The 19,848-nt window shown below is 56.0% G+C and carries 19 protein-coding genes; 15 read left to right on the plus strand and 4 right to left on the minus strand.

Annotation, left to right across the window (positions count from 1 at the left end; translation table 11 throughout):
• Nucleotides 1-43 precede the first annotated feature (43 nt).
• Nucleotides 44-850, minus strand: coding sequence for a dienelactone hydrolase family protein (locus tag N037_RS13060; protein WP_032641451.1), 807 nt, complete (start codon nt 848-850; stop codon nt 44-46).
• 255 nt (nt 851-1,105) lie between these two features.
• Here N037_RS13060 and udp point away from each other — a divergent pair, with 255 nt between their 5' ends.
• The 9 genes from udp (at nt 1,106) to tatD (ending at nt 9,017) form a co-directional block, all read left to right on the plus strand.
• Nucleotides 1,106-1,867 carry a uridine phosphorylase gene (gene udp, locus N037_RS13065; RefSeq protein ID WP_003860792.1) on the plus strand — a complete coding sequence of 254 codons (762 nt, stop codon included), beginning with the start codon at nt 1,106-1,108 and terminating at the stop codon, nt 1,865-1,867.
• 140 nt (nt 1,868-2,007) lie between these two features.
• A complete protein-coding gene (rmuC, locus tag N037_RS13070; protein ID WP_021242858.1) occupies nt 2,008-3,465 on the plus strand; it encodes a DNA recombination protein RmuC in 1,458 nt (485 codons plus the stop codon).
• Nucleotides 3,466-3,531: 66 nt separating this feature from the next.
• Nucleotides 3,532-4,287 carry a bifunctional demethylmenaquinone methyltransferase/2-methoxy-6-polyprenyl-1,4-benzoquinol methylase UbiE gene (gene ubiE, locus N037_RS13075; protein ID WP_023309612.1) on the plus strand — a complete coding sequence of 252 codons (756 nt, stop codon included), beginning with the start codon at nt 3,532-3,534 and terminating at the stop codon, nt 4,285-4,287.
• A 13-nt stretch (nt 4,288-4,300) separates the two neighbouring features.
• Nucleotides 4,301-4,906, plus strand: coding sequence for a ubiquinone biosynthesis protein UbiJ (gene ubiJ, locus N037_RS13080; protein WP_032641453.1), 606 nt, complete (start codon nt 4,301-4,303; stop codon nt 4,904-4,906).
• The gene (gene ubiB, locus N037_RS13085) at nt 4,903-6,543 is read left to right on the plus strand and encodes a ubiquinone biosynthesis regulatory protein kinase UbiB (protein ID WP_032641455.1); all 1,641 of its coding nucleotides are present in this window, start codon (nt 4,903-4,905) and stop codon (nt 6,541-6,543) included. Before ubiJ ends, ubiB begins: the two co-directional genes overlap by 4 nt.
• 76 nt (nt 6,544-6,619) lie before the next feature.
• The gene (gene tatA, locus N037_RS13090) at nt 6,620-6,874 is read left to right on the plus strand and encodes a Sec-independent protein translocase subunit TatA (protein WP_023309609.1); all 255 of its coding nucleotides are present in this window, start codon (nt 6,620-6,622) and stop codon (nt 6,872-6,874) included.
• A gap of 3 nt (nt 6,875-6,877) precedes the next feature.
• Nucleotides 6,878-7,420 carry a Sec-independent protein translocase protein TatB gene (gene tatB, locus N037_RS13095; RefSeq protein ID WP_032641457.1) on the plus strand — a complete coding sequence of 181 codons (543 nt, stop codon included), beginning with the start codon at nt 6,878-6,880 and terminating at the stop codon, nt 7,418-7,420.
• 2 nt (nt 7,421-7,422) lie between these two features.
• Nucleotides 7,423-8,193, plus strand: coding sequence for a Sec-independent protein translocase subunit TatC (gene tatC / locus N037_RS13100; protein ID WP_032641459.1), 771 nt, complete (start codon nt 7,423-7,425; stop codon nt 8,191-8,193).
• Between the two features lie 41 nt (nt 8,194-8,234).
• Nucleotides 8,235-9,017 carry a 3'-5' ssDNA/RNA exonuclease TatD gene (gene tatD, locus N037_RS13105; protein ID WP_032641462.1) on the plus strand — a complete coding sequence of 261 codons (783 nt, stop codon included), beginning with the start codon at nt 8,235-8,237 and terminating at the stop codon, nt 9,015-9,017.
• Here the strand turns inward: tatD and rfaH are convergent.
• A complete protein-coding gene (gene rfaH, locus N037_RS13110; RefSeq protein WP_023333788.1) occupies nt 9,014-9,505 on the minus strand; it encodes a transcription/translation regulatory transformer protein RfaH in 492 nt (163 codons plus the stop codon). The two genes, tatD and rfaH, sit on opposite strands and share 4 nt — an antisense overlap.
• A gap of 173 nt (nt 9,506-9,678) precedes the next feature.
• Here rfaH and ubiD point away from each other — a divergent pair, with 173 nt between their 5' ends.
• Nucleotides 9,679-11,169: a 4-hydroxy-3-polyprenylbenzoate decarboxylase gene (gene ubiD, locus N037_RS13115; RefSeq protein WP_197278582.1), complete on the plus strand. Its 1,491-nt coding sequence runs from the start codon at nt 9,679-9,681 to the stop codon at nt 11,167-11,169.
• A gap of 42 nt (nt 11,170-11,211) precedes the next feature.
• On the plus strand, nt 11,212-11,913 hold the full coding sequence (fre, locus tag N037_RS13120) for an NAD(P)H-flavin reductase (protein WP_008501516.1): 702 nt from the start codon (nt 11,212-11,214) through the stop codon (nt 11,911-11,913).
• A gap of 161 nt (nt 11,914-12,074) precedes the next feature.
• On the opposite strand, the gene fadA is transcribed toward fre, so the two are convergent.
• Nucleotides 12,075-13,238: an acetyl-CoA C-acyltransferase FadA gene (fadA, locus tag N037_RS13125; RefSeq protein WP_032641466.1), complete on the minus strand. Its 1,164-nt coding sequence runs from the start codon at nt 13,236-13,238 to the stop codon at nt 12,075-12,077.
• Between the two features lie 9 nt (nt 13,239-13,247).
• A complete protein-coding gene (fadB, locus tag N037_RS13130) occupies nt 13,248-15,437 on the minus strand; it encodes a fatty acid oxidation complex subunit alpha FadB (RefSeq protein ID WP_032641468.1) in 2,190 nt (729 codons plus the stop codon).
• Nucleotides 15,438-15,627: 190 nt separating this feature from the next.
• On the opposite strand from fadB, the gene pepQ reads away from it, so the two are divergent.
• From pepQ to hemG, 4 genes are read left to right on the plus strand one after another with little or no spacing between them, the layout of a single operon-like run.
• The gene (pepQ, locus tag N037_RS13135; protein WP_023333783.1) at nt 15,628-16,959 is read left to right on the plus strand and encodes a Xaa-Pro dipeptidase; all 1,332 of its coding nucleotides are present in this window, start codon (nt 15,628-15,630) and stop codon (nt 16,957-16,959) included.
• Nucleotides 16,959-17,573 carry an IMPACT family protein gene (locus N037_RS13140; protein ID WP_032641471.1) on the plus strand — a complete coding sequence of 205 codons (615 nt, stop codon included), beginning with the start codon at nt 16,959-16,961 and terminating at the stop codon, nt 17,571-17,573. Before pepQ ends, N037_RS13140 begins: the two co-directional genes overlap by 1 nt.
• Before the next feature lie 39 nt (nt 17,574-17,612).
• A complete protein-coding gene (gene trkH, locus N037_RS13145) occupies nt 17,613-19,064 on the plus strand; it encodes a Trk system potassium transporter TrkH (protein ID WP_023309600.1) in 1,452 nt (483 codons plus the stop codon).
• 10 nt (nt 19,065-19,074) lie between these two features.
• Nucleotides 19,075-19,620, plus strand: coding sequence for a menaquinone-dependent protoporphyrinogen IX dehydrogenase (hemG, locus tag N037_RS13150; RefSeq protein WP_032641484.1), 546 nt, complete (start codon nt 19,075-19,077; stop codon nt 19,618-19,620).
• Nucleotides 19,621-19,848 lie beyond the last annotated feature (228 nt).

Genomic DNA, 19,848 nt, shown 5'->3' on the forward strand with positions numbered 1-19,848 from the left:
CACTTAGGCCCGGTAAGGCGTAGCCGCCACCGGGCTTTTTGCTTTATGCTTTCTTCCCGCCGTACTGGCTAAACCACGCCAGCATCCGCTGCCAGCCATCTTTGGCTGATTCTGCGTGATAGCTCGGACGATAATCGGCGTTAAACGCATGCCCGGCATCCGGGTACACCACAATATCCGCCTTCGCATTTGCCGCACGGAGCGCATGGCGCATGGTCTCTACCGAATCAAGCGAAATACCGGTGTCCTGACCGCCGTAAAGCCCTAATACGGGGGCATTTAACTCGGTGGCAATATCGACCGGATGTTTCGGTGAATTCAGCGTTTTTTCACCTACCAGTTTGCCGTACCAGGCGACAGCGGCTTTGAGCTGCGGGTTATGCGCGGCATACAGCCAGCTTATGCGTCCGCCCCAGCAGAAACCGGTGACAAGCAGACGATGTGGATCGCCCCCGTTGCGCGCCGCCCAGCTGGCGACGTGATCGAGATCGGCCAGCACCTGCGCGTCCGGGACTTTGCTGACCAGGTTGCTGAGCAATGTTGGAATATCGCTGTAGTCGTTCGGATCGCCCTGACGGAAGTAGAGCTCTGGCGCAACGGCCAGATACCCTTCCAGCGCCAGCCGGCGGCAGAGGTCGCGAATGTGTTCGTGAACACCAAATATCTCCTGAATCACAATCACGATGGGCAGCGGGCCGTCTGCCGATTTTGGCCGTGCGTGATAAGCAGGCATATTCTCCCCCTGCGAGGGAATGGAGGTCTCACCCGCGGTAATTGCCGCTTCTGGCGTCGACACGATGGTGGAAGCATGTGGGGCCGCAGCAGGTGCAAAACCGGTTTTTTCAGTCATGGCATTCTCCGTACCAATGAGTTAGCGCAAAGGTAAATATAGACACCAGGTTAACAACTCACAGTGCCTTAAACGGTCTATCTTTTGTGCAGCACCTGGCGATATAACTTGTTAATGTGATGTAAATCACTTTTTTATGGAAATTTAATGCAATCATTTTCATTCATGGTGAGTTGCGTCACGAAAATATGCATGCTGCTTCTGTAAAGTACCGTTTTACTTCTTCTGACTAACCGACCCACAGAGGAGTCACCTATGTCTAAGTCTGATGTTTTTCATCTCGGCCTCACCAAAAACGATTTACAAGGGGCTACGCTCGCAATCGTCCCTGGCGACCCTGAGCGTGTGGAAAAGATCGCCGCGCTGATGGATAAGCCGGTCAAGCTGGCTGCCCATCGTGAGTTCACCACCTGGCGCGCAGAGCTGGATGGCAAAGCGGTGATCGTGTGCTCTACCGGTATCGGTGGTCCGTCTACGTCTATTGCTGTTGAAGAGCTGGCCCAGCTGGGCATCCGTACATTCCTGCGTATCGGTACCACCGGCGCTATCCAGCCGCACATCAACGTCGGCGACGTGCTGGTCACGACCGCGTCCGTCCGTCTGGACGGTGCAAGCCTGCACTTTGCGCCGATGGAATTCCCGGCAGTGGCTGATTTCGAATGCACCACCGCGCTGGTTGAAGCCGCGAAGTCCGTAGGCGCAACTACCCACGTAGGTGTAACCGCCTCTTCCGACACCTTCTACCCGGGCCAGGAGCGTTACGACACCTTCTCAGGCCGCGTGGTAAGCCGTTTCAAAGGCTCAATGGAGGAGTGGCAGTCCATGGGCGTGATGAACTACGAAATGGAATCTGCAACGCTGCTGACCATGTGCGCAAGCCAGGGTCTGCGTGCCGGTATGGTGGCGGGCGTTATCGTCAACCGTACCCAGCAGGAGATCCCGAACGCCGAAACCATGAAGCAGACCGAAAGTCATGCAGTGAAAATCGTGGTTGAAGCCGCGCGTCGCCTGATCTAGTCCTCTCCTTTCGAAATCAAAGGCCGACACGTTCGGCCTTTATTTTTTGCGTAGCGCCTCGCAGGAAAACCCTTTCAAACTGGACGTTTGTACAGCACAATCCTATTTTGTGCGGGTAATACGTTGATGCAGGGGGCATTGTGGATATCTCAGTCCTGATTTATGCGGTGATTGCGCTGGCGGGCGTGGCGATAGGCTGGCTCATTTCCAGCTATCAGCATGCACAGCAGAAGGCCGACCAGCTGGCAGAGCGCGAAGAGATAGTCGCTGAATTAAGTGCGGCAAAGCAGCAGCTTGCGCTGAGTGACCACTGGCGAGAGGAGTGCGAGCTGCTCAACAACGAGCTGCGTAATCTGCGTGATATCAACACGTCGCTGGAGGCCGATCTCCGCGAAGTGACCACCCGCCTTGAATCCACCCAACTGCATGCGGAAGACAAAATCCGCCAGATGATCAACAGCGAGCAGCGTCTCAGCGAACAGTTTGAGAACCTCGCCAACCGAATTTTTGAGCACAGCAACCGCCGCGTTGACGAACAGAACCGCCAGAGCCTGAACAGCCTGCTGACGCCCCTGCGCGAACAGCTGGACGGTTTTCGTCGTCAGGTGCAGGACAGCTTTGGTCAGGAAGCCCGCGAACGACACACGCTGGCGCATGAGATTCGCAATCTCCAGCAGCTGAATGCCCAGATGGCGCAGGAGGCAGTCAACCTGACCCGCGCGCTGAAAGGGGATAACAAAACCCAGGGCAACTGGGGGGAAGTGGTGCTGACCCGCGTGCTTGAAGCGTCTGGCCTGCGCGAAGGGTATGAATACGAAACCCAGGTCAGCATTGAGAACGATGCCCGCTCGCGTATGCAGCCGGATGTGATTGTGCGGCTGCCGCAGGGTAAAGATGTGGTGATTGACGCCAAAATGACGCTGGTGGCCTATGAGCGCTACTTCAACGCCGAAGATGACTACACGCGCGAGTCTGCGCTGCAGGAGCACATTGCCTCCGTGCGTAATCACATTCGCCTGCTCGGCAGAAAAGATTACCAGCAGCTGCCGGGTCTCCGCTCGCTGGACTATGTCCTGATGTTTATCCCGGTAGAACCCGCGTTTCTGCTGGCACTCGACAGACAGCCTGAGCTGATCACCGAAGCGCTCAAAAATAACATTATGCTGGTCAGCCCCACCACGCTGCTGGTGGCGTTACGCACCATTGCGAACCTGTGGCGCTATGAGCACCAGAGCCGCAACGCGCAGCAGATTGCCGATCGTGCCAGCAAGCTGTACGACAAAATGCGCCTCTTCGTGGACGACATGTCCTCAGTCGGGCAGAGCCTGGATCGTGCGCAGGATAACTACCGCCAGGCGATGAAAAAACTCGCCTCCGGACGCGGCAATTTGCTGGCACAGGCCGAATCATTCCGCAGCCTGGGGGTAGAGGTTAAACGCGAGATTAATCCGGAATTGGTCGAACAGGCCACCGCCCAGGACGACGAGTTTCGCCTGCGAGAAGGTGCGGACGAACAAAAGACAAACAGTGAAGACAATACGTTAGCGGTGGATTTATCACCAGACGAGACTCCAGCGCGTTTCTTTCGCGGTGGTTGAAACGTAGGGCAAACGCGCCCAATCTGTTACACTTCACGAACATTTTACTGATAAGCAGGCTCTAAGATGGCTGACGATTCACAAGACACAACGCACTTTGGCTTTCAGACTGTCGCCAAAGCGCAGAAAGCTGACATGGTGGCCCACGTATTTCATTCCGTGGCGGCGAAGTACGATGTGATGAATGACCTGATGTCGTTCGGCATTCATCGCTTGTGGAAGCGCTTCACCATTGACTGCAGCGGCGTACGCCGTGGACAAACGGTGCTGGATTTAGCCGGCGGTACGGGCGATTTAACCGCGAAATTCTCCCGTCTGGTGGGCGAAACCGGCCGCGTTGTTCTTGCCGATATTAATGACTCCATGCTGAAAATGGGACGCGAAAAGCTGCGTAACATCGGCGTGGTGGGAAATGTGGAATATGTGCAGGCAAACGCCGAAGCGCTGCCATTCCCGGATAACACCTTTGACTGCATCACGATCTCTTTCGGTCTGCGTAACGTGACCGATAAAGAAAAAGCGCTGCGCTCCATGTACCGCGTGCTGAAGCCGGGTGGACGTCTGCTGGTGCTCGAGTTCTCTAAACCGATCATTGAGCCGCTGAGCAAAGCCTACGACGCCTATTCCTTCCACGTGCTGCCGCGTATTGGCGAGCTGGTGGCTAATGACGCTGAAAGCTACCGCTATCTGGCGGAATCTATCCGTATGCACCCGGATCAGGACACATTAAAAGCCATGATGCAGGATGCAGAATTTGAAAATGTTGAATATTTCAACCTGACGGCGGGCGTCGTCGCGCTGCATCGCGGTTACAAATTCTGAGTGGAGGTGTCCCGTGCCCTTTAAACCCTTAGTCTCCGCAGGCGTCGAGAATGTACTGAACGCTTTTCTGTATCGCGCTCCGGCGCTGAAAGCTGCACGTCAGCGGCTAAACGGGAAGGTATTACGCATTGTTTTAAAAGAGTTCTCGACGCCGCTTGTGCTGGTATTCAGCGAACGTCAGCTTGACGTTCTGGGGGCGTGGGAAGGTGAAGCCGACTGCTCGGTCATCACGCACATGAGCGTGCTGCCAAAACTGCGCGATCGCCAGCAATTAACGGCGCTTATCCGCAGCGGTGAGCTGGAAGTGGAAGGCGACATTCAGGTCGTGCAGAACTTCGTTGCGCTCACCGATCTGGCGGAGTTCGATCCGGCAGAGCTGCTCGCGCCTTTTATCGGCGACATTGCCGCCGAAGGCATCGGGAAAGTCCTTCATGGTGGCGCCTCCTTTGCGCGTAAAAGCCTTCAGCGCCAGCAACGCTATGCGGCGGAAGTGCTGACAGAAGAGTGGCGAATGGCGCCCGGGCCACTGGAAGTTGCATGGTTTGCGGAAGAGACCGCTGCTGTTGAACGTGCGGTTGATGCGTTAACCAAACGGCTGGAAAAACTGGAGGGCAAATGACGCCTGGTGAAATTCGGCGCCTCTATTTTATTATTCGCACCTTTTTGAGCTACGGGCTCGACGAGCTTATCCCCAAAATGCGTATCACGCTGCCGCTTCGTATCTGGCGGCGGATGCTGTTCTGGATGCCCAATCGCCATAAAGGTCAACCGCTGGGTGAGCGTCTGCGCCTGGCGCTGCAGGAGCTCGGTCCGGTTTGGATTAAATTCGGACAGATGCTGTCGACCCGCCGCGATCTCTTCCCGCCTCTGATTGCCGATGAGCTCGCGATGCTGCAGGATCGCGTCGCACCGTTTGACGGCGCGCGCGCGAAAAAGCAGATTGAAGAGGCGATGGGGAATGTACCCGTCGAGACCTGGTTCGACGATTTCGACATTAAGCCACTGGCGTCGGCCTCTATCGCGCAGGTGCACACCGCGCGTCTGAAAGAAAACGGCAAAGAAGTCGTTATTAAGGTCATTCGTCCGGACATCCTGCCGATCATCAAAGCGGACATGAAGCTGATTTATCGTCTGGCGCGCTGGGTGCCACGCCTGCTGCCGGACGGGCGTCGCCTTCGTCCACTGGAAGTGGTGCGGGAATATGAAAAAACGCTGATTGATGAGCTTAACCTGCTGCGCGAATCGGCAAACGCCATCCAGCTGCGTCGCAACTTTGAAAACAGCCCGATGCTCTATGTACCTGAAGTCTATTCTGACTACTGTAGCCAGAACATGATGGTGATGGAGCGTATCTACGGTATTCCGGTTTCGGATGTGGTCGCCCTGGAGAAACAGGGAACGAACATGAAGCTGCTGGCCGAACGTGGCGTACAGGTCTTCTTTACCCAGGTTTTCCGCGACAGTTTTTTCCATGCGGACATGCACCCGGGCAATATCTTCGTGAGCTACGAGCATCCTGAGGATCCGAAGTATATCGGTATCGACTGCGGGATTGTGGGGTCGCTGAACAAAGAAGATAAACGGTATCTGGCAGAGAACTTCATCGCGTTCTTCAACCGCGACTATCGTAAGGTGGCCGAGCTGCACGTCGATTCTGGCTGGGTACCGCCTGACACCAACGTCGAAGAGTTCGAGTTTGCGATCCGGACCGTTTGTGAACCGATTTTTGAAAAACCGCTGGCGGAAATCTCCTTCGGGCACGTGCTGTTAAACCTGTTCAACACGGCTCGCCGCTTTAATATGGAAGTTCAGCCACAGCTAGTTTTACTTCAGAAAACATTACTTTACGTTGAGGGTGTAGGCCGACAACTCTATCCTCAGTTAGACTTGTGGAAGACCGCGAAACCTTTCCTTGAATCCTGGATTAAGGATCAGGTTGGCATTCCTGCGCTGGTGCGCTCGCTGAAAGAGAAAGGCCCGTTCTGGATAGAAAAAATGCCTGAAATTCCTGAACTGGTTTATGACAGTTTGCGTCAGAGCAAGAACCTTCAGCACAGCATGGATAAAATCGCCCGCGAGCTTCAGTCCAGCCGTGTTCGCCAGGGACAGTCACGCTACCTCTTTGGGATTGGCGCAACGCTGCTGCTGAGCGGTACGCTGCTGCTGATCAACCGTCCGGACTGGCAGATGATGCCCGCCTGGCTGATGGCTGGCGGAGTGGTAGTCTGGTTAGCAGGCTGGCGAAAAACGCGCTGAGCGTACGTCGCTATCGACGGGTCGCATACGTATAATGCGACCTGACTCATTAATCATCTATCCCTGAGGAACATGTATGGGTGGTATCAGTATCTGGCAATTAGTCATTATTGCCGTCATCGTCGTGCTGCTGTTTGGCACCAAAAAGCTCGGTTCTATTGGTTCCGATCTGGGCGCGTCTATCAAAGGCTTCAAGAAAGCGATGAGCGATGATGAGAGCAAGCAGGATAAAACCAGCCAGGATGCTGATTTTACTGCTAAATCCATCGCCGACAAGCAAGAAGAAGCCAAAAAGGAAGACGCTAAACGCCACGATAAAGAGCAGGTGTAAGTCGTGTTCGACATTGGTTTTAGTGAGCTTCTGCTGGTCTTTGTTATTGGCCTGATTGTGCTGGGGCCGCAGCGTCTGCCGGTGGCAGTGAAAACCGTTGCGGGCTGGGTTCGTGCGCTGAGATCGCTCGCATCCACCGTTCAGAATGAACTGGCGCAGGAGCTTAAGCTGCAGGAATTTCAGGAAAGCCTGAAAAAGGTCGAGAAGGCGAGCATGGATAACCTGACGCCGGAACTGAAAGCGTCAATGGATGAGCTGCGCGAAGCGGCGGAATCGATGAAGCGCTCCTATAGCGTTAACGATCCTGAAAAAGCGAGCGATGAAGCGAACACTATCCATAACCCGGTGGTGAAGGGCAGCGAGGAGCAGCGCGAGGGCGTAACGCCTGCCAGCGCTGAACATCAGGCTGCCGCGCCAGAACAGACGCCGCAGGAAACCGAAGTGAAAAAACAGGCGCAGCCGGGAGAGCCGGTAGCACAAACGGCGGAAGTGAAGCCCGTTGCGTCCGTTTCCGAATCATCCCCCTCGTCGAGTGATAAAGCGTAAACATGGCAGTAGATGATACTCAACCGCTGATTACGCACCTTATTGAGCTGCGTAAGCGCCTGTTAAACTGCATTATTGCGGTTTTACTCATATTCCTGTGCCTGGTCTATTTTGCCAACGATATCTATCAGGTGGTCTCTGCGCCGCTGATCAAGCAGATGCCGCTGGGCGCAACGATGATTGCAACAGACGTTGCTTCTCCGTTCTTTACCCCCCTCAAGCTGACCTTCTGGGTGTCGTTGATTGCCTCTGCTCCGGTCATTCTTTACCAGGTATGGGCGTTTGTCGCACCAGCGCTGTATAAGCATGAACGCAAGCTGGTGATCCCGCTGCTGGTGTCCAGCTCGCTGCTGTTCTATATCGGCATGGCGTTTGCCTATTTTGTTGTCTTCCCGCTGGCCTTCGGCTTCCTGACGCATACCGCACCGGAAGGGGTCCAGGTGTCGACGGATATCGCCAGCTACCTCAGCTTTGTGATGGCGCTGTTTATGGCGTTTGGCGTGGCATTCGAAGTGCCGGTGGCTATTGTGCTGCTCTGCTGGGTTGGGGTAACGACCCCGGATGACCTGCGTAAGAAGCGTCCGTATATCCTTGTGGGCGCCTTTGTTGTTGGCATGCTGCTGACACCGCCAGATGTTTTCTCGCAGACGCTGCTGGCCATACCAATGTACTGTCTGTTTGAGGTCGGCGTTTTCTTCTCGCGTTTCTACGTGGGTAAAGGACGTCGAGCGGATGACGAAGACGATACGTCCGACAAGACCACTGAAGAGTAAAACCAGCCGCCCGTCAGGGCGGTTGTTATATGGGGATTTGCATGTTTGATATCGGACTCAACCTGACCAGCTCGCAGTTTGCGAAAGATCGTGATGAGGTGGTTGCGCGCGCGTTTGCCGCCGGGGTCAAAGGACTGCTGCTGACGGGCACCAACCTGCATGAGAGCGAGCAGGCGCAGCAGCTGGCGCAACGCTACGATCGCTGTTGGTCTACTGCTGGCGTGCACCCTCACGACAGCAGCCAGTGGACCGCGGAAAGTGGCGACACCCTGTACAGGCTGGCGAAGACGCCAGACGTTGTGGCGATCGGCGAATGCGGCCTCGATTTCAACCGTAACTTTTCCACGCCTGAAGAGCAGGAAAAGGCATTCACTGCCCAGCTTGCGCTGGCAGCAGAGCTTGGAATGCCTGTATTTATGCACTGCCGCGATGCGCATGAGCGTTTCCTGGCACTTCTGGATCCGTGGCTGGAGAAACTGCCCGGCGCGGTACTGCACTGCTTCACCGGTTCACGGCAGGAAGCGCTGGATTGCCTGCAGCGAGGGCTTTATCTGGGTATTACCGGCTGGGTGTGCGATGAGCGCCGAGGGCTTGAACTTCGTGAACTACTGCCGGTAATCCCGGCCGACCGACTGCTCCTTGAAACCGATGCGCCTTATCTGCTACCGCGCGATATGAAACCCAAACCGGCATCGCGGCGAAATGAGCCCGCGTATCTGGGGCACATTGTTGAGAGCGTCGCGAAGTGGCGCGGAGACGATCCGCACTGGCTTTCGGCGCAGACGGATGACAACGTGCGTAATCTGTTCGGGATAAACGTTTAAAGTTTGCGGAAGTCGGTGTTTTTAACGCTCTGCAGTACCTGCTTGTTCAGCAGATTGAGCAACAGCATAGAGCGCGCTTCCCCGTCCGGCTCGGCAAAAATCGCCTGCAGGCCTTCGAAAGCGCCTTCGGTAATCACGACGCTATCGCCCGTGTAAGGGGTTTCGGGGTCGGTGATCCCTTCAGGCTGCTGATAAACCGACAGCTGGTGAATGACCGTCGACGGGACCGTTGCCGGGTGGGCGCCAAAACGAACGAAGTGGCTGACGCCACGCGTTGCGCTGATGGTGGTGGTGTGGATGACTTCCGGGTCGAACTCCACGAACAGGTAGTTCGGGAACAACGGCTCGCTGACGGTTGTGCGCTTCCCGCGCTGCATTTTTTCAAGCGTGATCACGGGTGTCAGGCAATTGACAGACTGACGTTCAAGATGTTCCTGCGCGCGCTGAAGTTGCCCGCGTTTGCAATACAGTAAATACCAGGCCTGCATAATCACTCTTTCCCTTAGTTCGGGGCGCAAGCATATCAAAACCCTGGCGGGATCGCTAAGTTGATTATAATGGGGGAAAATGGAACAGAACGCATAAGTTCACGCTTATTTAACAAAATTACAGCATCAAGCAGGCTTACGCCGTATAATGAAGCGCTTACAGAGAGGCCATGATTAACTGCATGAAATACCACGATCTCCGCGACTTCCTGACGCTGCTGGAAAAGCAGGGTGAACTCAAACGTATTACTCTTCCTGTCGATCCTTATCTGGAAATGACAGAAATTGCTGACCGCACCCTGCGTGCCGGTGGCCCCGCATTACTGTTTGAAAATGCGAAAGGTTACTCCATGCCGGTGCTGTGCAACCTGTTTGGTACACCGCGTCGTGTTGCACTGGGAATGGGGCAGGAAGACGTCACGGCGCTGCGTGAGGTCGGTAAACTGCTGGCGTTTCTGAAAGAGCCGGAGCCACCGAAGGGCTTCCGCGATCTGTTCGACAAACTGCCGCAGTTTAAGCAGGTGCTGAACATGCCCACCAAACGCCTGCGCGGCGCGCCATGCCAGCAGAAAGTGCTGGAAGGCGATGCGGTTGATCTGACCAAAATCCCTATCATGCAGTGCTGGCCTGAAGATGCCGCTCCGCTGATCACCTGGGGGCTGACCGTTACGCGCGGCCCGCACAAAGAGCGGCAAAACCTCGGTATTTACCGCCAGCAGTTGATTGGCAAGAATAAACTCATCATGCGCTGGCTGTCGCATCGCGGCGGCGCGCTGGATTTCCAGGAGTGGTGCGCTGCGCATCCGGGGGAACGTTTCCCGGTGTCTGTCGCCTTAGGCGCCGATCCGGCCACCATTCTGGGAGCCGTCACCCCCGTGCCGGATACGCTCTCTGAATATGCGTTTGCAGGCCTGCTGCGCGGAACGAAAACCGAAGTCGTGAAGTGTATCTCTAACGATCTTGAAGTTCCGGCCAGTGCGGAAATTGTGCTGGAAGGTTACCTTGAGCAGGGTGAAATGGCGCCAGAAGGCCCTTATGGCGACCATACCGGCTATTACAACGAAGTGGATAACTTCCCGGTGTTCACCGTGACGCACATTACGCAGCGTGAAGATGCGATTTATCACTCCACCTATACCGGACGTCCACCGGACGAACCGGCGGTGCTGGGCGTGGCGCTGAACGAAGTGTTTGTGCCGATCCTGCAAAAGCAGTTCCCGGAAATTGTTGATTTTTATCTGCCGCCTGAAGGATGCTCGTATCGCATGGCGGTGGTCACGATGAAGAAGCAGTATCCTGGCCATGCTAAACGCGTGATGATGGGCGTCTGGTCTTTCCTGCGCCAGTTTATGTATACCAAATTTGTTATTGTCTGCGATGATGACGTTAACGCCCGCGACTGGAATGACGTAATCTGGGCCATTACCACGCGAATGGACCCGGCGCGCGATACGGTGTTAGTTGAAAACACGCCGATAGATTACCTGGATTTTGCCTCGCCGGTTTCCGGTCTTGGCTCAAAGATGGGACTGGATGCCACAAATAAATGGCCTGGCGAAACCGACCGTGAATGGGGTCGCCCGATCAAAAAAGATCCTGCAGTGACCGCGCGAATTGACGCGATCTGGGACGAGCTGGCCATAATGAATAACGGTAAACCCTGAGCTGACCGTTAAGCCCTATAGACTTCCCGACAGAGAGAGCGAATGACAACCTTAAGCTGTAAAGTGACCTCGGTAGATGCCATCACCGACACCGTATATCGCGTCCGTTTAGTGCCTGAAGCGCCATTCTCTTTCCGCGCGGGTCAGTACCTGATGGTTGTGATGGATGAGCGTGATAAGCGTCCTTTCTCTATGGCCTCAACGCCAGCGGAGCAGGAATTTATTGAGCTTCATATTGGTGCGTCAGAGCTTAACCTGTATGCGATGGCGGTGATGGATCGGATCCTGAAGGAACGTGAAATCGTGGTGGATATTCCGCACGGTGATGCGTGGCTGCGCGATGACGAAGACCGTCCGCTGATCCTGATCGCGGGTGGTACGGGCTTCTCGTACGTGCGCTCTATTCTGTTGACCGCACTGGCGCGTAACCCGGACCGCGACATCACCATTTACTGGGGTGGCCGCGAAGAGAAACATCTGTACGACCTGTCTGAGCTGGAAGCGCTGAGCGTAACCCATCCTAACCTGCGCATTGAGCCGGTGGTTGAGCAGCCGGAAGAGGGCTGGCGTGGTCGTAGCGGGACGGTGCTGACGGCGGTGCTGCAGGATCACGGTACGCTGGCAGGGCACGATATCTATATCGCTGGCCGTTTTGAGATGGCGAAAATTGCCCGCGACCTGTTCTGTAACGAACGTGACGCGCGTGAAGACCGCCTGTTTGGCGATGCGTTTGCCTTCATTTAAATAAAAAACCCGCCCCTGACAGGCGGGAAGAACGGCAACTAAACTCTTTCTCTTCGCCACTGACGTCAGTGGCGGTGAGATACTTCTCGTAGGCCGGGAAAGCGCAGCGCCTCCCGGCAAAAGCCCGATGGCGCGATGCTTATCGGGCCTACGTTATAGCCTTACACTCTCTCAAACACCGTCGCGATACCCTGACCCAGCCCGATACACATCGTTGCCAGACCAAACTGGGCATCTTTGCGTTCCATCAGGTTGATAAGCGTCGTGCTGATGCGCGCCCCGGAGCAGCCCAGCGGGTGACCGAGGGCGATCGCGCCGCCGTTGAGGTTAATCTTCTCGTCGATCTGCTCCATCAGCCCCAGATCCTTAATGCACGGCAGGATCTGCGCGGCGAAGGCTTCGTTCATTTCGAACAGGTCGATGTCGCTGGCGGTTAATCCCGCTTTTTTCAGCGCCAGCTTCGAGGCCGGAACCGGGCCGTAGCCCATGATGGAAGGATCGCAGCCCATGACCGCCATCGAACGTACCCGAGCGCGAGGCGTTAAGCCCAGCTCGCGGGCACGACTTTCGCTCATCACCAGCATCGCGGCGGCACCGTCTGACAGCGCCGACGACGTACCTGCCGTGACCGTACCGGTGACCGGATCAAACGCAGGGCGCAGGGTAGAAAGCGCTTCTACGGTGGTTTCCGGGCGGATGACTTCGTCGTAGCTGAACTGCTTCAGTACGCCGTCTGCGTCGTGGCCGCCGGTTGGGATGATCTCATGCTTAAAGGCGCCGGACTGCGTCGCCGCCCATGCGCGAGCGTGGGAGCGCGCGGCAAAGGCATCCTGCATTTCACGGCTGATGCCGTGCAGACGAGAGAGCATCTCGGCGGTCAGGCCCATCATCCCCGCGGCTTTCGCCACGTTACGGCTCATGCCAGGGTGGAAATCGACCCCGTGGCTCATCGGCACGTGACCCATGTGCTCAACGCCGCCCACCAGGCAGGCCTGCGCATCGCCGGTCATGATCATGCGTGCCGCGTCGTGCAGCGCCTGCATTGACGAACCGCACAGGCGGTTCACGGTGACGGCCGGAACCGAATGCGGGATCTCCGCCAGCAGCGATGCGTTACGGGCGATGTTGAAACCTTGCTCCAGGGTCTGCTGCACGCAGCCCCAGTAGATATCGTCCAGCGCAGCAGGATCCAGCGCCGGGTTACGCGCCAGCAGGCTACGCATCAGATGCGCGGAGAGGTCTTCCGCACGCACGTTACGGAATGCACCGCCTTTTGAACGGCCCATCGGGGTGCGAATCGCATCAACAATGACAACCTTTTCCATTGTGACTCCTTAAGCCGTTTTCAGCTCGCCAACCGGACGGGCTGGCTCAACTGCTGGATAGTAGGGTTCGTTATGGCGCGCTTTGTTACGCAGCCCTTCCGGCACCTCATAAAGCGGGCCGAGGTGCTGATACTGCTGAGCCATATCGAGATAGCGGGCGCTGCCGAGCGTGTCCAGCCAGCGGAACGCGCCGCCGTGGAACGGAGGGAAGCCCAGGCCGTACACCAGCGCCATGTCGGCTTCTGCCGGGCTGGCGATGATGCCTTCTTCGAGGCAACGCACCACTTCGTTTATCATCGGGATCATCATGCGGGCGACGATCTCATCGTCGGTGAAGTCGCGTTTTGGCTGGCTAACGTCGGCCAGCAGACCATCCACCGCGGCATCTTCTTCTTTCTTCGGTTTGCCTTTGCTGTCTTCTTTATAGCGCCAGAAGCCCAGGCCGTTTTTCTGGCCGAAGCGGTTCGCGTCGAACAGCGCGTCAATGGCGTCGCGATAATCTTTCTGCATACGCTGCGGGAAGCCTGCCGCCATCACCGCCTGAGCGTGGTGGGCGGTATCAATGCCGACCACGTCCAGCAGATACGCCGGGCCCATCGGCCAGCCGAACTGTTTTTCCATCACTTTGTCGATTTTGCGGAAGTCCGCACCGTCGCGCAGCAGCTGGCTGAAGCCGGCGAAGTAAGGGAACAGCACGCGGTTGACGAAGAAGCCCGGGCAGTCGTTAACCACGATCGGCGTTTTGCCCATCTTGCTTGCCCACGCCACCACTTTGGCGATGGTTTCGTCAGAGGTTTTTTCCCCACGGATCACTTCGACCAGCGGCATACGGTGTACCGGGTTGAAGAAGTGCATCCCGCAGAAGTTTTCCGGACGCTTCAGCACGCTCGCCAGTTCACTGATTGGAATGGTGGAGGTGTTAGAGGCCAGCACGGTTTCCGGGCGAACCTTATCTTCCGTTTCCGCCAGCACCGCTTTTTTGACTTTCGGGTTCTCGACGACGGCTTCGACCACCACGTTGACACGGTCGAAACCGCTGTATTCCAGTACAGGCTGAATGGTGGAAATCACACCCGCAAGCTTCAGCCCGTCAATTTTTCCGCGTTCCAGCTGTTTATTCAGCAGCTTGGCCGCTTCGGTCATGCCCAGCGTCAGGGATTTCTCGCTGATGTCTTTCATCACCACCGGCACGCCTTTCCAGGCCGACTGGTAAGCGATGCCGCCACCCATAATGCCGGCACCGAGTACCGCCGCATGTTTTGGCGTCTCAACGTTTTTGGTCAGCTGTTTGGCTCTTCCTTTCACGAACTGATCGTTGAGGAAGATACCGACCAGCGCGCGGGCTTCATTAGTGTGCGCCAGCGGAACAAAGCTCTGATTTTCGAGCTTCAGCGCTTCATCGCGACCGAGACGGGCAGCCGCTTCAATGGTTTTCACCGCCGTGATCGGCGCCGGGTAGTGTTTACCTGCCGTCTGCATCACCATGCCTTTGGCAATGGTGAAGCTCATGGTGGCTTCAATCTTGCTGAGTTTTAACGGCTCCAGCTTCGGCTGGCGCTTGGCTTTCCAGTCGAGATCGCCGTTGATGGCCTGACGCAGAATGGCGAGTGCGCCTTCAACAAGCTTCTCTGGTTTAACGACGCCGTCGACCAGGCCAATTTTCTGCGCCTGTTCTGCACCGACATCTTTACCCGCGGCAATGATCTCAAGCGCGCTGTCGGCACCCAGCATGCGCGGCATACGGACGGAGCCGCCAAAACCCGGCATGATACCCAGCTTGGTTTCCGGCAGGCCGATGCGCAGATCCGGCGTTGCCAGACGATAGTCGGTCGCCAGCACGCACTCGCAGCCACCGCCCAGCGCGTAGCCGTTAACGGCGGAAAGGGTCGGGACAGGCAGATCTTCCAGACGATTAAAAACGCTGTTGGCAAAGTGCAGCCACTGGCTCAGCTGTTCTTCGGGCACCAGGAACAGCGACAGGAATTCGGTGATATCCGCGCCAACGATAAAGGCCGCTTTGTTCGATCGCAGCAGCAGCCCTTTTAAATCTGATTGCTTTTCAAGTACATCCAGCGCCTGGCCAAGACTGGCCACCGTCGCGGTATCAAGCTTGTTCACTGAGCCGGGGGCATCGAACACCAGTTCGGCAATGCCATCTTCCAGCCAGTCTACGTACAGGGTGTCGCCTTTGTAGAGCATGTCGGTCTCCTGAATCCAGCAATTGGATCTGGTCATACCAGATGAAACGGAGTGTGGAATTTATGTTAATAAAATGCAAATTAGTCATTAAGAAATTGCTGCGCTGATCACGGTTAGTGGAAATCACGCAGCCGGAGTGAGGTGTGCTAAGATGCGATGACTTGAGGTCAAAAAAACGAAAGGAAGAATGATGGACTCACTGGCTTCGCTTTATAAAAATCATATCGTTACCCTACAGGAACGTACCCGCGATGTACTGGCCCGCTTTAAGCTGGATGCGCTGTTGATCCACTCTGGCGAGCTGATGAATACCTTTCTGGATGACCATGCTTATCCGTTTAAGGTGAACCCGCAGTTTAAAGCCTGGGTACCGGTGACTCAGGTTCCAAATTGCTGGCTGCTGGTGGACGGCGTGAACAAGCCGAAACTGTGGTTCTACCTGCCGGTCGATTACTGGCACAACGTAGAACCGCTGCCGACCTCTTTCTGGACCGAAGAGATTGATGTGATTGCGCTGCCGAAAGCGGACGGCATTGGCAGCCAGCTGCCTGCCGCGCGGGGCAACATCGGCTACATTGGACCTGTTCCAGAGCGCGCACTGGGTCTGGATATTCCGGCAGACAAACTCAATCCGAAAGGGGTGCTGGATTACCTGCACTATTACCGCGCGTATAAAACCGACTATGAACTTTACTGCATGCGTGAAGCGCAAAAAACGGCGGTGAACGGTCACCGTGCCGCGCATGAAGCATTCCAGTCGGGGATGAGCGAGTTCGACATCAACCAGGCCTATCTGACCGCGACAGGCCACCGTGATACCGACGTGCCGTACAGCAATATCGTCGCGCTGAATGAGCACGCGTCTGTGCTTCACTACACCAAGCTGGATCACCATGTTCCGTCGGAAATGCGCAGCTTCCTGCTTGACGCAGGCGCCGAGTACAATGGTTACGCGGCCGATCTGACCCGTACCTGGGCAGCGAATGCGGATACCGATTTCGCGCAGCTGATTAAAGACGTGAATGATGAACAGCTGGCGCTGATTGGCACCATGAAAGCCGGAACCAGCTATGTGGATTACCACATCCAGTTCCATCAGCGCATCGCAAAACTGCTGCGTAAGCATCAGATTGTGAAAGACATGAGCGAAGAGGCGATGGTCGAGAACGATCTGACCGGGCCATTCATGCCGCACGGCATTGGTCACCCGCTGGGCCTGCAGGTTCACGACGTTGCGGGCTTTATGCAGGATGATACCGGTACGCACCTGGCGGCACCGTCTAAATATCCTTACCTGCGCTGCACCCGTATTCTGGAGCCGCGTATGGTGCTGACGATTGAACCGGGGATCTATTTTATCGAATCCCTGCTGGCGCCGTGGCGTGAAGGCCAGTTCAGCAAACACTTCAACTGGGAAAAAATTGATGCGCTGAAGCCGTTTGGCGGTATTCGCATCGAAGATAACGTTGTGGTTCACGAAAACGGTATCGAGAACATGACGCGAGACCTGAAGCTGGCCTGATGGAAAGCTGGCTGATACCGGCTGAACCGGTCACCTTTGTTGAGGAAATCAAGAAAAGCCGCTTTATTACGCTGCTGGCGCATACCGATGGCGTAGAGGCGGCAAAAGCGTTTGTCGAATCCGTTCGGGCTGAGCATCCTGACGCGCGTCACCACTGCGTGGCGTGGGTAGCAGGACCGCCGGACGATTCTCAGCAGCTGGGGTTTTCCGACGACGGTGAACCGGCGGGCACGGCCGGTAAACCCATGCTTTCCCAGCTGATGGGCAGCGGCGTGGGTGAAATTACCGCCGTGGTGGTGCGCTACTACGGTGGTATTTTGTTAGGCACGGGTGGGCTGGTTAAAGCGTACGGCGGTGGGGTTCAGCAGGCATTGAATATGCTAATAACCACCCGCAAAACGCCGCTCACCGAATATACTTTATTGTGCGATTACGCCCAGTTATCGGGCATCGAGGCGCTGCTGAGGCAGTTTAACGGCGTCATCGCGCACAGTGAATATCAGGCAGTGGTGCAATTACGCGTGGCGCTTCCTCGGGCGGAACTGGCTGCTTTTTCAGCAAAACTGGCTGATTTTAGTCGTGGTTCGTTGCAATTGCTGCCGATTGAAGAATAATCCCCACCTCACTTTTGAATACCAAAGGAAGCGGCAGAGATGCATTTTCGTGCCATAACCCGAATCGTTGGACTGCTGGTCATACTCTTTTCCGGGACGATGATTCTCCCAGGACTGGTGGCGCTTATCTACCGGGACGGCGCGGGGCGGGCATTTACCCAGACCTTCTTTGTCGCGCTGGCGATTGGCTCGCTGCTGTGGTGGCCAAACCGTCGTCAGAAAGGTGAACTGAAATCTCGCGAAGGCTTTCTGATTGTGGTCCTGTTCTGGACGGTGCTGGGGAGCGTTGGTTCGCTGCCCTTTATCTTTTCTGAACAGCCTAATCTGAGCATCACGGATGCCTTTTTTGAATCGTTCTCCGGTTTAACAACCACCGGGGCGACGACGCTGGTGGGCCTGGATTCGCTTCCGCACGCCATTCTCTTTTATCGCCAGATGCTGCAGTGGTTCGGGGGGATGGGGATCATCGTCCTGGCAGTGGCTATTCTCCCTATTCTGGGCGTTGGCGGCATGCAGCTCTATCGCGCCGAAATGCCCGGGCCGCTGAAAGATAACAAAATGCGGCCGCGTATTGCCGAGACGGCGAAAACCCTCTGGCTTATCTATGTCTTGCTGACGGTGGCCTGTGCGCTGGCGCTTTGGTTTGCCGGGATGCCCGCTTTCGATGCCATCGGACACAGCTTCGCGACGATCGCGATCGGTGGGTTCTCCACCCACGATGCCAGCGTTGGCTACTTCGACAGCCCAACCATTAACACGATTATTGCCATTTTCCTGCTGATTTCAGGCTGTAACTACGGTCTGCACTTCTCTTTATTGAGCGGGCGCAGCCTGAAGGTGTACTGGCGTGACCCAGAGTTCCGCATGTTCATTGGCGTCCAGCTTACGCTGGTGATCATCTGTACCCTGGTGCTGTGGTTCCATGATGTCTATAACTCCGCGCTGACCACGCTAAATCAGGCGTTCTTCCAGGTGGTATCGATGGCGACGACCGCCGGGTTTACCACGGACAGCATCGCGCGCTGGCCGCTGTTCCTGCCGGTGCTGCTGTTATGCTCTGCATTTATCGGGGGCTGTGCGGGGTCTACGGGTGGTGGCCTGAAGGTCATTCGTATTCTGCTGCTGTTTAAGCAGGGGAACCGCGAGCTGAAGCGCCTGGTTCACCCGAACGCGGTCTACAGCATTAAGCTGGGGAACCGCGCCCTGCCGGAACGCATTCTCGAAGCGGTGTGGGGCTTCTTCTCGGCGTATGCGCTGGTCTTTATCGTCAGTATGCTGGCGATTATCGCGACGGGAGTGGATGATTTCTCCGCCTTTGCGTCCGTCGTAGCAACATTGAATAACCTCGGGCCCGGTCTGGGCGTTGTGGCGGATAATTTTGCCAGCATGAACCCGGTCGCGAAATGGATCCTCATCGCCAATATGCTGTTTGGTCGTCTTGAGGTCTTTACGCTGCTGGTGCTGTTCACCCCTACATTCTGGCGCGAGTAAGGAGCCGTTGATGAAGACATTGATTCTTTTCTCTACGCGAGACGGGCAAACGCGTGAGATTGCCGCCTATCTGGCGTCGGAATTAAAAGAGCTGGGTATTTACTCGGATGTGGTGAACCTGAACCGTGCGGAGCAGATAGCCTGGCAGGAGTACGATCGCGTGGTCATTGGCGCGTCAATTCGTTACGGGCATTTCCATCCGGCGCTGGATCGCTTTGTGAAAAAGCACACGGCGGTGCTCAACAAATTGCCCGGTGCGTTTTACTCGGTCAACCTGGTGGCACGTAAAGCCGAGAAGCGTACGCCGCAGACCAACAGCTACACGCGCAAGTTTTTGCTTGGCTCGCCGTGGCAGCCAGACCTGTGTGCCGTCTTTGCCGGCGCGCTGCGCTACCCTCGCTACCGCTGGTATGACCGCTTTATGATCCGCCTGATTATGAAGATGACCGGGGGGGAAACCGATACGCGTAAAGAAGTGGTTTATACCGACTGGTCGCAGGTGGCCAGTTTTGCGCGGGAAATCGCACATTTAACGGGCGATTCGCGACTTAAATAAGCGTTAAGTTTGAAAAGTGAGCGAACGAAAAGTTTTTTGTATTTTGTGCTTGTCACTTCAGAATAACTCCCTATAATGCGCCTCCACTGACACGGAACAACGGCTTACAGGCCGCCGGGTTAGCGGGGTTCAGAGATGAACGCCAGCAGAGAAAAGCGAAAATAAACGCTTGACTCTGAAGCGGGAAAGTGTAATATGCACACCCCGCGCCGCTGCGAAAAGCGAAGC

This window comes from Enterobacter sp. EGD-HP1 (genome assembly GCF_000733275.2).
GTDB lineage: Bacteria > Pseudomonadota > Gammaproteobacteria > Enterobacterales > Enterobacteriaceae > Enterobacter.

Excerpts from the sequence above, each read along its gene's own strand:
- trkH (WP_023309600.1), top strand. The coding sequence starts at position 17,613 with ATGCATTTTCGTGCCATAACCCGAATCGTTGGACTGCTGGTCATACTC.
- tatC (WP_032641459.1), top strand. The coding sequence starts at position 7,423 with ATGGCAGTAGATGATACTCAACCGCTGATTACGCACCTTATTGAGCTG.
- hemG (WP_032641484.1), top strand. The coding sequence starts at position 19,075 with ATGAAGACATTGATTCTTTTCTCTACGCGAGACGGGCAAACGCGTGAG.
- pepQ (WP_023333783.1), top strand. The coding sequence starts at position 15,628 with ATGGACTCACTGGCTTCGCTTTATAAAAATCATATCGTTACCCTACAG.
- fadA (WP_032641466.1), bottom strand. The coding sequence starts at position 13,238 with ATGGAAAAGGTTGTCATTGTTGATGCGATTCGCACCCCGATGGGCCGT.
- fadB (WP_032641468.1), bottom strand. The coding sequence starts at position 15,437 with ATGCTCTACAAAGGCGACACCCTGTACGTAGACTGGCTGGAAGATGGC.
- rfaH (WP_023333788.1), bottom strand. The coding sequence starts at position 9,505 with ATGCAGGCCTGGTATTTACTGTATTGCAAACGCGGGCAACTTCAGCGC.
- tatD (WP_032641462.1), top strand. The coding sequence starts at position 8,235 with ATGTTTGATATCGGACTCAACCTGACCAGCTCGCAGTTTGCGAAAGAT.
- udp (WP_003860792.1), top strand. The coding sequence starts at position 1,106 with ATGTCTAAGTCTGATGTTTTTCATCTCGGCCTCACCAAAAACGATTTA.
- ubiE (WP_023309612.1), top strand. The coding sequence starts at position 3,532 with ATGGCTGACGATTCACAAGACACAACGCACTTTGGCTTTCAGACTGTC.
- N037_RS13060 (WP_032641451.1), bottom strand. The coding sequence starts at position 850 with ATGACTGAAAAAACCGGTTTTGCACCTGCTGCGGCCCCACATGCTTCC.
- tatA (WP_023309609.1), top strand. The coding sequence starts at position 6,620 with ATGGGTGGTATCAGTATCTGGCAATTAGTCATTATTGCCGTCATCGTC.
- fre (WP_008501516.1), top strand. The coding sequence starts at position 11,212 with ATGACAACCTTAAGCTGTAAAGTGACCTCGGTAGATGCCATCACCGAC.
- N037_RS13140 (WP_032641471.1), top strand. The coding sequence starts at position 16,959 with ATGGAAAGCTGGCTGATACCGGCTGAACCGGTCACCTTTGTTGAGGAA.
- ubiB (WP_032641455.1), top strand. The coding sequence starts at position 4,903 with ATGACGCCTGGTGAAATTCGGCGCCTCTATTTTATTATTCGCACCTTT.